This window comes from Hydrogenophaga taeniospiralis, assembly GCF_020510445.1.
Lineage (GTDB): Bacteria > Pseudomonadota > Gammaproteobacteria > Burkholderiales > Burkholderiaceae_C > Hydrogenophaga.
Genome location: NZ_JAHBAG010000001.1, coordinates 1,141,067 through 1,155,599, shown reverse-complemented (window position 1 = coordinate 1,155,599; position 14,533 = coordinate 1,141,067). Strand labels below are relative to the sequence as shown.

Below are 14,533 nucleotides of genomic sequence, written 5' to 3'. Positions count from 1 at the left end.
CACAGGCTTTGTGGCGTTTCTTCTGGTGGCCGTCTTTTTCGATGCCACCCGACGCAAAGCCCCCAACGCGATGGTGGTGGTCGGCGCTCTGGGCGCCCTCACCGCCCTGGCGCTGAACCTGAACCCCGTGGAGCTCACGGCGGCCCGTGCGGCGCTCGGAGGCCTGCTCGCGCTGGCGCTGCTGCTGCCCTTCTACCTCATGGGGTCGATGGCGGCGGGCGACGTCAAGCTGGGCACGGTGCTGGGCCTGTGGCTGGGGCCCCAGCTGATGCTGGCCACCTGGCTGGGGGCCAACCTGCTGGCCCTGCTGCATGCGCTGCTGGTGCTCTCGTTGCACGCGCTGCGCCGCCGGGCTCCGATGCCCCCACCCGGCCCACCGGGCACCAGACCCCAGGGACGAAAGATCCCGCTGGCGGCCTACATGTCGATCGTCGCCCTGGCGTTCACGCTCTGGCGGCACCTGCCGGTGCCGCCGTGAGCCCGCCGCGCCGTGGCGCCCCGTCAGAACGTTCCGTTTTCCTTCCATCGGAGCCCTATGTTCAACCTGACAAGAATCCTGGCGGCCCTGCTGGTGCTGGCCGCGCTGGTCCTGGGGGGATACGCCTGGGTGCTCAGCCGCAAGCCCGACCCGGCCGCCCAGGCCGCGGCCACCCGCTCGGCCCCCCAACCGCCCCAGCACACGGTGGTGGTGGCCGCCAGGCCGATCGCGGCCGGCCAGCCCATCCAGCCGGAAGACCTGCGCACGGTCCAGCTGGGCATCAACCCGGTGGGCGCGTTCAAGGACACGCAGGGCATCGTCGGCCAGACCCCGACCCTGCCGCTGGGCGTGGACACCCCGGTGCTGGCCCAGCACCTGGCGGCCGGGCTCGCCACGCTGATCGAGCCGGGTGAGCGGGCCCTGGCGGTCAAGATGGACGAAGTCAGCAGCGTGGGCAACCGGGTGCGCCCGGGCGACTACGTCGACGTGTTCTTCGCGCTCAAGCGCGACAACGGCGAGATCGACCGCAGCCAGGCCCGCATGCTGCTGTCGCGCAAACGGGTCCTGGCCTACGGCCCCGGCTCGCTGGACGGCCCCGCCCCCCCAAACGGCAAGGCAGCGTCGTCCGCGGCGGCGGCCCCACGCACCGAGCAGGCCCGCACGGCGGTGCTGGCGATCCGGGTCGAAGAGGTCAACGCGGTGCTGCTGGCCGAGGCCCACGGCCGGCTGTCGCTGACGCTGCGCAACCCGTCGGACGCGGCCGTGCCCACCGCCGACCTGTACCCCTCGTGGCCCACGGTGCTCCAACCCGCGCTCGCCCGTGGCCCCAAGGACGCGGCCGCCACCCCGGTCGCCGAACCGCAGGGTGCGGACCGGGCCCTCGGCGGCCTGGCCATGGAAAGCCTGGCCCAGGGCGCCCAGGCGCTGCGCGGGGCGGCCGGGGCGCGACGCCTGCCCGCCGCGCCGCTCGCCCACCGGGCCGGCGCCGCGGCCCCGCCCCCTTCGGGGCCGAGCGTCGAGGTGATCCGCAGTGGCCAGGTCGACACGGTGCGCCTGCCATGAACCGCCCGCACCGCCCCACCCGAAAGAGCGCCCCCATGAAGCCCTCGCACAGCCACCCGATCCTGGGGCCCTGCATCCTGTCCACGCTGCTCGCCACCGGCACGGCCTTCGCTGCCCAGCCGGCGGCGTCGCAGGAAGTGCTGTCGCTGACCCAGGGGACGATGCACGAGCTGCTGTTCGACCAGGGCATCGAGCGCATCGCCATCGCCGACGAAGCGGTCGCCAGCATGGCGCTGTCGCGCGCCGGCCTGAACGGCAAGGCGGTGCGCGTGCTGATCACGGCCAAGGCCGCGGGCAGCACCTCGCTGATGCTGTGGGTCAAGGGCGAGAAGGACGCCCGGCGCTACGCCATCCAGGTGCGGCGCCGCGAACAGACGCTGGACCAGGCCCACCCCAGCACCCCGGCCTACCTGAAGGCCGCCCGCTCGGCCGAGGCCGCGCGCGGCAAGGACGACCTGCTGCACAACCAGGCCACGGTGGACGTGAAGAGCCACACGGTGCAGGTGGACGTCAAGGTGGTGGAGTTCAACAAGCGCGTGCTCAAGCAGGCCGGCCTGAACCTGTTCAGCACCGCGCCCAACCGGCACGGTTTCAGCTTCGGCGTCTTTTCCCCCAGCTCGCTGACCCAGGCGACCTGGGGGCCCAACGGGGAACTCGCCACCGAGTCCATCTCGCCGCTGGCGCAGGCCTTCGGTCTGGTCATGAACTTCGGCAAGGCCAACCTGGGCCTCAATCTCGGCCTGCTCGAAAGCAACGGGCTGGCCCGCGTGCTGGCCGAACCCACGCTGGTGGCGCTGTCCGGGCAGAGCGCCAACTTCCTGGCCGGGGGCGAGATCCCGGTGCCGGTCGCGCAGGGCCTGGGCAGCACCAGCATCGAGTTCAAGCCCTTCGGCATCGGCCTGACGGTTTCGCCCACGGTGCTGTCCAACGAGCGCATCGTGCTCAAGGTGGCCCCCGAGGCCAGCGATCTGGACTACACCAACGCCGTCACCCTCAGCGGCATGTCGGTGCCCGCGATCTCCACCCGGCGGGCCGACACCACCATCGAGCTCGGCGACGGCGAGAGCTTCGTCATCGGCGGCCTGGTCAGCCGCACCACCAGCTCCAACGTGGACAAGGTGCCCGGCCTGGGCGACATCCCGGTGCTGGGCGCGTTCTTCAAGCGGCAGAACTACCTGCAGAACGAGACCGAGCTGGTCATCGTGGTGACGCCGACCCTGGTGCGGCCGCTGGCGCGCGGCACCGACCTGCAGAGCGCGCTGCCCGGCGCCAGCGAGATCCGCGACCCCGCGGTCTGGCGCGGCCACTTCATCGGCACCAGCGCCGACGAAGCCCTGCCCGGTTTTTCCAAATGAGGCCGCCCGCGGCAAGCCCACGATGAAAAACGCTCCCTTCACCCCCCTCAACAGCGTGGCCGACAGCGTCTACCTGTATGTCTCGGTGCACGGCCCGCACATCAGCTGGCTGAACCACGCGCTGGCCGACCTGGGCTCGGTGACCACGGTCGCGGTCGACGAAAACACCGTCGGCGAGCGGGTCGCGATGCTGCACCCCCAGTGCGTGTTCCTGGACTTCAGCGACGCCGACGCCGCGCGCGCCGGCCGCATCGTGGACCTGTTGCGCCGGGACTGGCCCGAGGTGCTGCTGATCGGCACCGGCCGCGAGGCCGACACCCAGTGCACGCTGCTCGCGCTGCGCAGCGGGGTCGACGATTTCGTCTTCGTCAACGCCTCGAACGAGGCGGTGCAGTCGGTCATGCAGGCGCTCATGGTGCGCCGGCTGAGCGACCGCGAGAAGGCCCGCGGCCGCACCATCGCGCTGCTGGGCGCGCGCCCCGGCCTGGGGGTCAGCACGCTGGCGAGCAACCTCGCGGTGAGCCTGCAGGAGATGCGCAACGCGGCGCAGGCGCAGCCACAGGCGGCGAACCGGCTGGCCCAGCGCCTGGGCGTGGTCCTGCTCGACCTGGGGCTGCCCGCGCGCGACGGCCTGCTCTACCTGGGGCAGGAGAGCAGCTTCAGTTTTGTCGACGGCGTGCGCAACCTCAAGCGGCTGGACCAGACCCTGCTGCAGACGGCGCTGGCCCACCACCCCAGCGGCATGGCGCTGCTGCCGCTGCCGGCCAGCCTGGCGCAGATCAAGGAGGTGTCGCACGCGGAGTCGGTCTCGCTGATCCGGCGGCTCACCGACTTCTACGACTTCCTGATCGCCGATCTGGGCGGCTTCAGCACGGTGGATTTCGTGGCGCAGTCGGTGCGCGACGCCGAGAAGGTCTGGGTGGTCTGCGACCAGAGCATCGGCGGCATCGTCTCCACCTCCACGCTGCTGCGCGAGCTGCGCGAGCGCGGCCTGGACACCCAGCACTTCGCCCTCGTGCTCAACAAGTACAGCCTCAGCATCGGCCTGCCCGCGAGCGACATCGCCGCGCGGCTGGGCATCCCGCTGGGGCATGTGATCCCCGACCGCAGCGCCCCGCTGCTGATCGCCGCGAGCAAGGGCGAGTTGATCTCGCGGGTGGCCCGCAACGACCCCTACGTCACGGCCCTGGGCGGCATGATCCGCAGCCTCGGGCCCTGGCCCGGCGACACCCCCTCCGCCACGGCCAGCCCCGGCATCTGGACGCGGTACATGACTCAACTGATCGGCAAGTGGAAGAGTTAAGGAAGCACCACCATGACTTTGGACGTTGAGTTTTCCGACGACAGGCAGACCTTCCAGAACTCCCAGGAGTTCCAGACCATCAAGGCCTTCATCCACGAACACCTGCTCAACCGGATCGAGGAGCTCGGCGCCGAGTTCGGCCGCTGGTCGCGCAGCTCGATCCAGCAGTTCGTCGCGCTGGAATGCGAGAGCCTGGTGCGGCTGCACCGGGTGCCGATCAACAGCCAGGAGACCCAGCTCCTGGCCGAGGCCCTGACCAAGGAGTTCGCCGGCTTCGGCCCGCTGGAGGACATGCTCAACGACCCCGCGGTGGAAGACATCCTGATCAACGGCAGCAAGCAGATCTACATCTCCAAACACGGGGTGCTGCAGAAGGCGGTGCTCAACTTCGCCGACAACGCGCACCTGATGCGCATCGTGCGGCGCATCCTCGCGCCCATCGGCCGGCGCCTGGACGAGTCCAACCCCATGGTCGATGCGCGGCTGAGCGACGGCGGGCGCATCAACGTGGTGATCGAGCCGCTGGTGATCAACGGCCCGGTGGTGTCGATCCGCAAGTTCCGCAAGGACCCGCTCACGCCCGAAGACCTGCTCAAGCTGGGCACCTTCGACCTGGCCATGGCGCAACTGCTGGAGATGGCGGTGCGCGCGCGCTGCAACATCCTGATCAGCGGCGGCACGAGCTCGGGCAAGACCGCCCTGCTCAACGCGCTGGCGAGCTTCGTCCCCGAGAACGAGCGCGTGGTCACCATCGAAGACACGGCCGAGCTGGCCCTGAACCACCCGCACGTGGTCCGCATGGAAAGCCGCCCCGGCAGCTACGACGGGGCCGGCCACGTGGCCATCCGCGACCTGCTGCGCAACAGCCTGCGCATGCGCCCGGACCGCATCATCGTCGGCGAGGTGCGCGGCGGCGAGGTGATCGAGATGCTGCAGGCCATGAACACCGGGCACGACGGCTCCATGGGCACCATCCACGCCAGCTCGCCGCGCGAGTGCCTGTACCGGCTGGAGATGCTGGCAGGCTTCGCCGGCTACCAGGGCAGCGAGGTCAGCCTGCGGCGCCAGATCGCCAACGCCATCGACTTCATCATCCAGATCGGGCGCCTGCCCAACGGCGGGCGCCGCATCATCTCGATCAGCGAGATCACCGGCCTGAACGACAACGTGGTCGCCATGCAGGAGCTGTTCCGCTACGAGCCGCAGCCCCTGCCCGACGGGGACGAGCGCGACCGCTGGATCTCGCTGGGCATCAGCCCGCACTCGCCCAAGATCGTCCGCCTGCGGCAGGTGCTGCAGCGCCAGCAACACAAAGAGAGCTGACATGTCCGGCCCCTGGGTGTTGCTGTTCAGCCTGACCCTGGCCCTGGGTGGCGCGCTGCTGCTCCTGTGGGACATGGCGGCGCGCCAGCGGCGGCGCCGGGTGGCCAACCAGACCCTGGCGAAGAAGATGGCGCTGGAGGGCGCGGCCCTGGCCTCCGAGCTGCGCTTTGGCGCGCCGCCCCCTCTGGAAGAGCCAACCCCGGTGGCGCGCCAGCGCGAGCTCTTCCCCATGCCCGAGTGGCTGCTGGGCGCGCTCTCCTCCCGGCAGCTGCTGACCGGCGGGCTGCTGATCGTGGCGGCCGTGGTGGTCGTGGGCGCGCGCTCCGGCTGGATGGCCGCGGCCGGCCTGCTGGCGCTGCTGCTCGCGCTGGGCGCGTTCTACCTCTGGACCCGGGTGCAGAAAATCCGCACCGAACTGATCCGCCAGCTGCCCGGCTTCCTGGACATCATTGCCCGCCTGATCGTGGTCGGCAACTCGACCCAGGCCGCCTTCCAGATGGCGATCCCCGGCGTGCAGAACCCGCTGCGCCAGCAGATGGACAACGCCCTGAGCCTGGTGCGCGCCGGGCTGGACATCGACCAGGCGCTGCAGCAGGTCGCGAACAAGGTGCGCTTCGAAGAGATGCAGCTGCTCGCGTCCATCATGGGCCTGGGGGTGCGCTACGGCGGCCGCTCGGACGTGCTGCTGGAGCGGGTCGCGCACTTCATGCGCGACCGCGAGGAAATGGAGCACGAGCTGGTGGCCATGTCGGCCGAGACCCGCATGTCGGCCTGGGTGCTGGGCCTGCTGCCCCTGGTGGTGGGCGCGGCCATCATCACCATCAATGGCGCGTATTTCGCCCGCCTCTGGGACGACGGCACCGGGCGCCAGCTGGTGCTGGGCGCGGCCGGCCTGCAGGCGCTGGGCGTCTACCTGCTCTACCGCCTGTCCCGGCTGGAGTGACCCCCATGACGGCCCACACCCTCTTGCTGCTGTCCCTGGCCTCGCTGAGCCTGGCCCTGGTGCTCATGGCCGCGCTGCTGCTGCGCCGCCAGCGGCTGCAGCGGCGCGGCGCCCAGGTGATCCAGAACGCGCTGGACCGCAGCGGTGCCGGCCTGCCCCGCGAGAGCGACGACCCGGGCCTGGCGGCGCCCAACCGCGACGAGCAGCTGCCGGCGCACTGGCTAGACACCCGGCTGGGCCGCCTGCTGGTGGCCGACGAAGACCGCCGGATGATCAGCCAGTGCGGCTTCCCCTCGGTGCGGGCCCAGCTCACCCTGCTGTTGACGCGCGCCGCGCTGGCGGTCGGCCTGCCCCTGCTGACGGACGCGCTGTTCGTGCACGGGCCCGACCTCACGCGCAAGGGGTTCCTGCTGCTGGCCACGGCCTTCGTGGTGGGTTTCATGCTGCCCAAATGGCTGCTGCAGCGCCTGGCCGCGCGCCGCCGCATCCGGGTCTCGCACGAGCTGCCGCTGTTCGTGGACCTGCTCGGCCTGCTCCAGAGCGTGGGCCTGAGCCTGGACCAGAGCCTGCAGATCATCGCCAAGGACTTCACGGCCGTGATCCCCATCCTGGGCAACGACGTGGCGGCGGCCAACCGCCAGTACAACCAGGGCCGCACGCGCGAACACGCGTTCCAGCGCATGGCCGATCTGCACCAGAACCAGCACCTCACCGACCTGATCTCGCTGCTGATCCAGGTGGACCGACACGGCGGCGCCATCCAGGAGCCGATCCGCCAGTTCAGCGAACGGCTGCGGGTGCACCGCAAGGCCGAGATGAAGACCCGGGTGGGCGTCATCACGGTGAAGATGACCGTGGTCATGGTGACCACGCTGTTGCCCGCCCTGTTGATCATCGTGGCCGGGCCGGGCTTCCTCGCGGTGATCCGGTCTCTCGGGAGCATGGTGAAATGAATCCACGACTGTCTCTGACCCTCGCCCTGTGCGCGGCCCTGCTGCTGGGCGCCTGCGCCGCACGCACCACAGCCCCGGGCGCCGACGGCGCGGCCACGGCCTCCCCCACCGGCCCCGGCCCCACGCTCGACAACCGGCCCACCTACCTGAGCCTGGTGCGGCAGATGCAGGGCAACGGCCTGTGGTTCGCCTCGCTGGCCCACATCGACGCGCTGGAACAGAAATGGGGCACCTCGCCCGACTCGCAGGTCCTCAAGGCCGAGGCGCTGCGCCACACCGCGCAGTGGAGCGCGAGCCGCCGCCTGTACGAGCAACTGCTCGACACCCCGGTGCGCGGTGCCGCCTACCGGGGCCTGGGCCTGATCGCCGGGAGCCAGGAGGATTTCCCCCGCGCCATCCTGATGCTGGAAAAAGCGCGCCAGCTCCTGCCCACCGACGGCCTGGTGCTCAACGACCTCGGTTACGCCTACCTGCTGGCGCAACGCTTCGAAGAAGCCCGGCTGCCGCTCATGCAAGCCTCGGAGCTGCTGCCCAACCACCCCCGGGTGGCGAGCAACCTGGCCCTGTACCACCTGAGCACCGGCCAACCGGAGCACGCGCGGCGGCTGATGGCGCAGCGCGCGCTCAGCCCCGCCACGCGCCAGGCCATCGAGCAGCTGGCGCTGGTGCTGCGCCCCGGCGCCGCGCAGCCCGCGCCCCCGTCCAGCCTGGTGCTGAAAAGCGCGCAGCGCCTGAGCCAGGCCAGCCTGGCCGAAGCCCGGGCCAACCAGCCCCAGTGACCGTCCCATGACCACCCCACGAAGGGCCCTCCGCATGAACACCCACCGCCCCCTGCTCCTGACCGTGCTGCTCGCCAGCACGCCCCTGTGGGCGCAGACCGCCGCGACCCCGACCGCGCCCACCCCGGGCGAGACGCCCAGCCGGTTGGCCGTGGGCGACGCCACGCGCAGCCTGCTGCAGCGCCAGCGCGAGGGCAGCGTCGCCTCCACCGTGCCACGCCCCATCGAGGGCAGCGTGGCCGAGCTCAGCCACCAGCGCTACCTCAAGAGCTTCCAGACCGAAGTGCCGCCGTGGTTCGGCTCCCGCCTGGGCGACGCCGCCACCGGCTCGGCCAAGGAATAAGGCGCATGGCCGCTGGCGCCCCCCCACCGCACCGGCCCCGCGGCTCCCGCCCGCGCCAGGGCGGCGCGTACGCGGTGGAGTTCGCCGTGGTCTTCCCGGTGTTTTTCGCGCTGCTCTACGCGCTGCTGAGCTACGGCATCGTCTTCAGCCTGCGCCTGGGCCTGCAGAACGCGGCCGAAGAAGGCGCGCGCGCCGGCCTGCGCCACCAGGCCTCGGGCGGCAGCCAGTTGCCGGCCCGCATCAGCGCCGCGAAGGCCCTGGCCACCAGCCTCGTGACCTGGCTGCCCGAAGCCCCGCAGGTCAGTGCCAGCGTGTGCCGGCTCGAAGGCGGCGCCTGCACCGAAGACGGGCTGACGGCACTGGACTGCGGCGTGCACATCACCAGCGGCTGCCAGATGACCGTGACGGTGACCTACCCCTACGGCACCCACCCGGTGGCGCCCGCCCTGCCCGGGTTCGGCATCTTCATGCCCGAGACGCTGGTGGGGCAGGCCAGCATGCTGCTCGACGGGAGGGCCTTGTGATGGCGCAGCCCGCCCACCCGCGCCCGATGCGCTCGCGTTGCCGCCTGCATTCGGCGCGCCCGCGTAACCGCATGCATTCGACGCGCTCGCGGTGCCGCGGCGTGGCGGCCATCGAATTCGCCCTGATCGCGCTGCTGCTCTTGCTCTTCCTGTACGGCCTGGCCACTTTTGGCGCCGTGCTCTACACGCAGCAGGCGGTGTCGCGCGCGGCCGAAGACGGCGCGCGCGCCGCAGGCATGCCTTCGCCGCTGGAGCCGGTGGGCCTGCCCCGGGTCCGCAGCGTGGTGCTGGAGTCGCTGGCGCAGTCGCTGATCGCGCCCCCGGCGCAGAGCAGCACCCCCGCGCTGCGCCAGGCCTGGCTCGACGATGTGGTGGAGGTGCAGCTGCAACTGATCGGCGAACCGGGGCAGCCGTCCTCCCGGGCCGACGTGGTGGTGAGCTACCCCTACAGCGAAAACCGGGTGCTGCCCTCCCTGCCTCTGCTCGACACCAGCGGCTGGATGTCCGACACCCTCGAAGGGCGCGCCTCCGTGGCGCTGGAGTTGCGATGACACACCCCCGCAGCGCTTCGCGCCACCCCCTCAAGGGGGCAACCCGATGTGGCCCGGCGAAGCCGGTTCCACCGGGTTCCCGGGTGGAGCACCTCGCGCGTCGCCAGGCTGGCTCCGTGCTGGTGCAGGCGGCCATGACGCTGGGCATCGCCGCCTTCCTGCTGGTGGGGCTGGATCTGGGCTATCTGTTTTTCATGAAGCGCGAGCTGCAGAAGACCGCGGACCTCGCGGCCCTGGCCGCAGCGCCCCACGTGCAGGCCAGCAACTGTGCGCCCGCCCAGGCCGTGGCGTTGGAACACGTCACGCACAACCTGGAGGGCTACACGCCCACCGTCGTCTGCGGGCACTGGGACCCGACCTACACCGCCGAGAAGGCGTTCAGCGCAGGGGACTTCAACGCCGTGCGCGTGAGCTTCAACGCCACGCCACCCGCGCTGCTGCCCCTGGACATGGACCGCAGCATCTATGTGGAAGCGGTGACCACGATCGATCCGCCGGTGGCGGCGTTCACCGTGGGCTCGCGGCTGCTGCGGCTGGAGGCGGGCAGCCTGCTGCCGTCCATCCTGGGGGTGCTTGGGGTCGATCTGGACGACACCGACATCCTGAGCTACCAGGGGCTGGCCAACGCCCTAATCACACCGGCCGGCCTGCTCGAAGCCCTGGGCATCCCGGTGACCACCGATCTGGACGTGGGCACGCTCAACGCGCTGGCCGACATCCAGAACCTCAGCCTGGGCACGCTGCTCAACGCCAGCGTCACCGCGCTGCAGGCCCAGGGCAGCGCGGCCGACGCCCAGGTGGCGCTGCTCACGCACCTGATCGCCCACCTCAGCGCCGACGCGCTCAACACGCAGATCCCGCTCTTCGGCAACGGCGACACCCCGGGGGTGCTGCTCGGGCTGGACAGCAGCGGCACTTCCGCGCTCGACGCCGAGGTGGATCTGCTGAGCCTGGTGGGCACCGCGCTGACCGTGGCCAACGGCGAACACCTGGTGGACCTGCCCGACCTGAGCATCCCGACGCTGGGGGTGGCGGCCCGGGCCAGCGTCGTGGAGCCACCGGCCGTGGGCATCGGGGGGATCGGCACGGTGGCCCACACGGCCCAGATCCGCCTCTACCTGCGCGCCCAGACCGACGAAATCCCGCTGGTCGGCGGCCTGCTGGGCCTGCTCGGCACCGGCCTGGACCTGCCGCTGATCCTGGAGCTGGTGCAGTCCACGGGCACGCTGACCGCTGTCGACTGCCAGTCCGAGCGCCAGAACGCCTCCATCGCCGTGAGCTCGGCGCCGGTGGCGCTGTGCATCGGCCGCTTCCAGGACATGACCAGCGTGAGCGACAGCAACAACGACCATTTCTTCTCCGAGAACAACCGCTGCGTCGCCGACGGCGGCAATGGGGTTCCCGATGCCCCCGACGGCGTGCGGGACCACCAAATCCTGTCGGTGCTGGACCTTTTTGGCCTCCCGATCATCCCCCCGGCCCGCGTGGCTCTGCCGCTGCTGTCCTCGCAGGCGCCCGTCAACACCGGGCCGCTCAACGAGCCGTCGGACCCGCTTGATGGCACCCACCAGGCCACGGTGAGCGCGGCCTCCCTGGGCGTGAGCCAGACCGTCTCCAGCATCACCGACGCCCTGCTGGGCGAAGGCCTCGGCGACGTGCTCGCCACGCTCGACCCCATCCTGGACGCCATCGTGCAGAGCCTGCTCGACGTCCTGGGCCTGAACCTGGGTGAAACCGACGTCGAAGTGCTCTCGGTGAGCTGCGGCAAAGCCAGACTGGTCTATTGAAGACCCTGTTGAAGCCCATGAAGAAACCCCCATCCATGCAACACATCGCCTGTCGCGCCCCTGTTTTCACAGCCCCCCACGCCCAAGCCCGGCGGCGGGGACTTTCCGGTGGGAGAGGAACCGCCTCATGAAAGAGCTTTTGAGCCTTGACGATCTTGAGATCTATGTCTGGGAGGGCAAGGTCGACATCCACGACCGCGTGGCCCAGTGCATGTCCACCTTCGACGTGGAGATCGTGCGCGCCGACGGCCAACCGATTCCCGAGGAGCGGCTGCGCCGCCGCTTGACGGTGGCCGTGATCAGCGTCACCGCCATCGAAAGTGGCCTGCTGACCATGGCCTCGGACGTGTTGCGCGGCATCCCGGTGGTGTGGGTGGGCGCGGCCACGCGCGACCGCGACACCCACACCTACCCCGCCGAATACCTGCACGTGCTGCCCTACGACTTCACCTGCGCCGAGCTGCGCACCATGGTCACCAAGGTGGTCCGCCAGCTGCAGGCGCACGGCTCTTCGCCCGACAAGCCCGAGGCCCTGATCGCCAACTCCGAGTGCATGCGCGCCCTGCTGGAGGAAACCCAGACCTTCGCCAACTGCGACCACAACGTGCTCATCCGCGGCGAGACCGGCGTGGGCAAGGAGCGCATCGCGCAGCAGCTGCACATCGGCCACCAGGACTATTCCAAGGGCCCGTTCGTGGCGGTGAACTGCGGCGCCATCCCCGACGGGTTGTTCGAGTCGCTGTTCTTCGGCCACGCCAAGGGCTCGTTCACCGGCGCCGTGGCGGCCCACAAGGGCTACTTCGAGCAGGCCACCGGCGGCACGCTGTTTCTGGACGAGATCGGCGATCTGCCGCGCTACCAGCAGGTCAAGCTGCTGCGGGTGCTGGAGGACAACGCGGTCACGCGCATCGGCTCGACCGCGTCGATCCAGCTGGACTTCCGCCTCGTCGCGGCCACCAACCGCGACCTGCGCGAGCTGGTGCGCCTGGGCGAGTTCCGCTCCGACCTGTTCTACCGGCTGGCGGTGATCGAGCTGCACGTGCCCAACCTGGAGCAGCGCGGCGAGATCGACAAGATCGCCATCTTCAAGAGCATCCTGCTCTCGGTGATCGACGGGGTGGACGACGTGGACCCCGAGGTTCCCTACTGGCTGGTGGAGACCGTGGCCAGCATGGAGTACCCGGGCAACGTGCGCCAGCTGCGCAACCTCGCCGAGCGGGTGGGCGTGGTGGTGCGCCAGGTGCACCGCTGGGACCAGGCCCTGATCCAGCGCGCCATGGGCCATTCGCGCGACCTGGTGGCGCTGGGCAACGGCGCCGACCGACCCGACCGGCGCCGCTGGAACGGCGACGAGCGCAACCGCATCATCGAGGCGCTGCAGGAACACGAGTGGCGGCGCCAGGACACGGCCCAGCACCTGGGCATCAGCCGCAAGGTGCTGTGGGAAAAGATGCGCAAGTACCAGATCATCGACGGCGAGCCCGGCATTCCCGACATCCCCGACATGGCGTAGCGCCCCTGCCCGCGGTACACGAAACGGCCCAACCGGGGACACCGCCGGGCCGGCTTTGCCGGACGGCCAGTGTCGCCCCCTTGAGGGGGTCGCGCGCAGCGCGGCGGGGGTGTTTCATCGCGCAGCGAGCTCGCGGTCCAGCTGCAGCCGCAGCGCCGCCATGGCCACACCGCCCTGCGGTGCCTCGGGCACCGGGCAGCCCGCCGTCACCGGGCACAGGCCCTGCGCCAGCCACAGCAGCCCCGACGCGCCGCCCTGGGCGAACAGCTGGCCGACCCAGCCGGCGTCGCTGGCCGCGTCCAGCGCCAGGCGGCCACTCACCCGGGCCAGCCGCAGCTCGTTGGTGCGCAGGTCGGCCACGGCGTCCACGAAGTCGAGCAACTGCAGATCGTGTTCGACCTGTGCATCCAGCACCTGGAGCAGGGTCTCGCGGCCGACCTCCAGCATGCGCCGGCGCCCCTGCACCAGCAGGGCCGCCTCGCGCACCGCCCCGGCCAGCTCCGACACCTTCTGCTCACCCGCCTGCGCCTGGCCCCAGGCGGTGTTGCTCAGCTGCACCAGGTTGAGCCGCACAGCCTCCAGCTTGGCCTGCTGGTTCGCCAGCTCGGCCAGCGCGGTCTTCACCTTGAGCTGCAGGTCGAAGCCGTTGCCGAAATTCCAGTTGAACTCCAGCCCGGTGCGCGTCGAGTCGGCGTAGACCACGCCGCGCGGGTCGCGGGTCTTGGCCACCACGACCTCGACCGCGGGGAAACGCGCGGCCTCCTGCTGGCGCACCAGCGCCTGGGCGTGCTCGATGCGGCTGCGCGCCTCGGCCAGCTCGGTGCTCTGCGCCTCCACCCGCGCCAGCAGGTCCTGCTGCGACACCGGCTTCCAGTGCGCCGGTATCGCCAGCGCCGGCAGGCGCGAGGGCTGGGGCGCGAAGCCGAAATAGCTCTCGAACTTCGCCGTGGCGTCGGCCAGCTGCACCTCGAACTCCTGCCGCTTGGCCGCGAAGGCCGCGCGCCGCGAGCGCGTCATGCGCAGGTCGTTCTCGCCCACGGCGCCCAGGTCCACCTTGCGCTGCTCCAGGCGCGCGAGCTCGTCGAGCGCCGCGACGGCGCTTTGCGCCACGGTGCGCTTGTTCTCGAAACGCAGCACCTGCAGGTAGGCCGTCAGGGCGTCGAGCGCGACCTTCTGCGAGGTGGACTTCATGGCCATCTCGAAGGCCACGCTGTTGGCCTGGGTGGCGTCGATCCGCGCGCTGATCACGCCGCCGTCGAGCAGAGTCATGCGCGCCGTGGCCGACACCACGCGGTAGCTCTCGCTCCCGCCGTCCCCCTGCGAGCTCGACGAACCGGCGCCCGTGCCGAGCTGGAAGCGCGGGTAGCGCGCGTACTGGGCCGCCTCCACTTCGATCAACCGGCTGTCCGACGCGGCCTTGGCCGAGAGCACCTCGGGGTGCGCCTGCATGGCCTGCAGCAGGCCGCTGCGCAGGTGGCCGAGCTGGGTGCTCACGCCCAGCACCTCCATGTTGACCTGGCGCGCGGAGCGCAGCGCCAGCGGCGGCGCCGGTTCGGCGGCGGCGCTCAGGCCGCAGCACATCAGCAGGCCCAGGGGCCAGACACGGTGGAGGGTCATGG

14 protein-coding genes are annotated in these 14,533 nt (G+C 70.9%); 13 read left to right on the top strand and 1 reads right to left on the bottom strand.

Features of this window, described 5'->3' with window-relative positions:
• Positions 1-10: 10 nt before the first annotated feature.
• The 13 genes from KIH07_RS05755 to KIH07_RS05695 all read left to right on the top strand — a co-directional run bounded on the left by KIH07_RS05755 (position 11) and on the right by KIH07_RS05695 (position 12,914).
• Entirely contained in the window at positions 11-478 is a 468-nt protein-coding gene (locus KIH07_RS05755) for a prepilin peptidase (protein ID WP_226491051.1), read from the top strand.
• A gap of 57 nt (positions 479-535) precedes the next feature.
• Complete coding sequence (cpaB, locus tag KIH07_RS05750) at positions 536-1,540, top strand: Flp pilus assembly protein CpaB (RefSeq protein ID WP_226491050.1); 1,005 nt, start codon at positions 536-538, stop codon at positions 1,538-1,540.
• A gap of 35 nt (positions 1,541-1,575) precedes the next feature.
• Positions 1,576-2,895 (top strand): type II and III secretion system protein family protein, encoded by a 1,320-nt coding sequence (locus KIH07_RS05745; protein ID WP_226491049.1) that lies wholly within the window; start codon positions 1,576-1,578, stop codon positions 2,893-2,895.
• A gap of 22 nt (positions 2,896-2,917) precedes the next feature.
• Positions 2,918-4,198, top strand: coding sequence for an AAA family ATPase (locus tag KIH07_RS05740; protein WP_226491048.1), 1,281 nt, complete (start codon positions 2,918-2,920; stop codon positions 4,196-4,198).
• A gap of 12 nt (positions 4,199-4,210) precedes the next feature.
• The gene (locus KIH07_RS05735; RefSeq protein ID WP_226491047.1) at positions 4,211-5,521 is read left to right on the top strand and encodes a CpaF family protein; all 1,311 of its coding nucleotides are present in this window, start codon (positions 4,211-4,213) and stop codon (positions 5,519-5,521) included.
• 1 nt (position 5,522) lies between these two features.
• A complete protein-coding gene (locus tag KIH07_RS05730) occupies positions 5,523-6,464 on the top strand; it encodes a type II secretion system F family protein (protein ID WP_226491046.1) in 942 nt (313 codons plus the stop codon).
• A 5-nt stretch (positions 6,465-6,469) separates the two neighbouring features.
• A complete protein-coding gene (locus KIH07_RS05725) occupies positions 6,470-7,417 on the top strand; it encodes a type II secretion system F family protein (protein ID WP_226491045.1) in 948 nt (315 codons plus the stop codon).
• On the top strand, positions 7,414-8,196 hold the full coding sequence (locus tag KIH07_RS05720; protein ID WP_226491044.1) for a tetratricopeptide repeat protein: 783 nt from the start codon (positions 7,414-7,416) through the stop codon (positions 8,194-8,196). The genes KIH07_RS05725 and KIH07_RS05720 overlap by 4 nt, the downstream gene beginning before the upstream one ends.
• A 34-nt stretch (positions 8,197-8,230) precedes the next feature.
• Entirely contained in the window at positions 8,231-8,539 is a 309-nt protein-coding gene (locus tag KIH07_RS05715) for a DUF3613 domain-containing protein (protein WP_226491043.1), read from the top strand.
• Between the two features lie 5 nt (positions 8,540-8,544).
• Positions 8,545-9,063 carry a TadE/TadG family type IV pilus assembly protein gene (locus tag KIH07_RS05710; protein ID WP_226491042.1) on the top strand — a complete coding sequence of 173 codons (519 nt, stop codon included), beginning with the start codon at positions 8,545-8,547 and terminating at the stop codon, positions 9,061-9,063.
• 71 nt (positions 9,064-9,134) lie between these two features.
• Positions 9,135-9,614, top strand: a complete 480-nt coding sequence (locus tag KIH07_RS05705; RefSeq protein WP_226491041.1) for a TadE/TadG family type IV pilus assembly protein — start codon at positions 9,135-9,137, stop codon at positions 9,612-9,614.
• An 83-nt stretch (positions 9,615-9,697) separates the two neighbouring features.
• A complete protein-coding gene (locus tag KIH07_RS05700) occupies positions 9,698-11,401 on the top strand; it encodes a pilus assembly protein TadG-related protein (protein WP_226491040.1) in 1,704 nt (567 codons plus the stop codon).
• 127 nt (positions 11,402-11,528) lie between these two features.
• Positions 11,529-12,914, top strand: a complete 1,386-nt coding sequence (locus KIH07_RS05695) for a sigma 54-interacting transcriptional regulator (RefSeq protein WP_226491039.1) — start codon at positions 11,529-11,531, stop codon at positions 12,912-12,914.
• A gap of 114 nt (positions 12,915-13,028) precedes the next feature.
• Here the strand turns inward: KIH07_RS05695 and KIH07_RS05690 are convergent, their stop codons facing one another.
• Positions 13,029-14,531, bottom strand: coding sequence for a TolC family protein (locus KIH07_RS05690; protein WP_226491038.1), 1,503 nt, complete (start codon positions 14,529-14,531; stop codon positions 13,029-13,031).
• Between the last annotated feature and the right edge of the window lie 2 nt (positions 14,532-14,533).

Bases quoted from the DNA above. Each gene is read 5' to 3' on its own strand.
- cpaB (WP_226491050.1), top strand. From the start codon at position 536: ATGTTCAACCTGACAAGAATCCTGGCGGCCCTGCTGGTGCTGGCCGCG.
- KIH07_RS05745 (WP_226491049.1), top strand. From the start codon at position 1,576: ATGAAGCCCTCGCACAGCCACCCGATCCTGGGGCCCTGCATCCTGTCC.
- KIH07_RS05740 (WP_226491048.1), top strand. From the start codon at position 2,918: ATGAAAAACGCTCCCTTCACCCCCCTCAACAGCGTGGCCGACAGCGTC.
- KIH07_RS05735 (WP_226491047.1), top strand. From the start codon at position 4,211: ATGACTTTGGACGTTGAGTTTTCCGACGACAGGCAGACCTTCCAGAAC.
- KIH07_RS05730 (WP_226491046.1), top strand. From the start codon at position 5,523: ATGTCCGGCCCCTGGGTGTTGCTGTTCAGCCTGACCCTGGCCCTGGGT.
- KIH07_RS05725 (WP_226491045.1), top strand. From the start codon at position 6,470: ATGACGGCCCACACCCTCTTGCTGCTGTCCCTGGCCTCGCTGAGCCTG.
- KIH07_RS05720 (WP_226491044.1), top strand. From the start codon at position 7,414: ATGAATCCACGACTGTCTCTGACCCTCGCCCTGTGCGCGGCCCTGCTG.
- KIH07_RS05715 (WP_226491043.1), top strand. From the start codon at position 8,231: ATGAACACCCACCGCCCCCTGCTCCTGACCGTGCTGCTCGCCAGCACG.
- KIH07_RS05710 (WP_226491042.1), top strand. From the start codon at position 8,545: ATGGCCGCTGGCGCCCCCCCACCGCACCGGCCCCGCGGCTCCCGCCCG.
- KIH07_RS05705 (WP_226491041.1), top strand. From the start codon at position 9,135: ATGCATTCGACGCGCTCGCGGTGCCGCGGCGTGGCGGCCATCGAATTC.
- KIH07_RS05695 (WP_226491039.1), top strand. From the start codon at position 11,529: ATGAAAGAGCTTTTGAGCCTTGACGATCTTGAGATCTATGTCTGGGAG.
- KIH07_RS05690 (WP_226491038.1), bottom strand. From the start codon at position 14,531: ATGACCCTCCACCGTGTCTGGCCCCTGGGCCTGCTGATGTGCTGCGGC.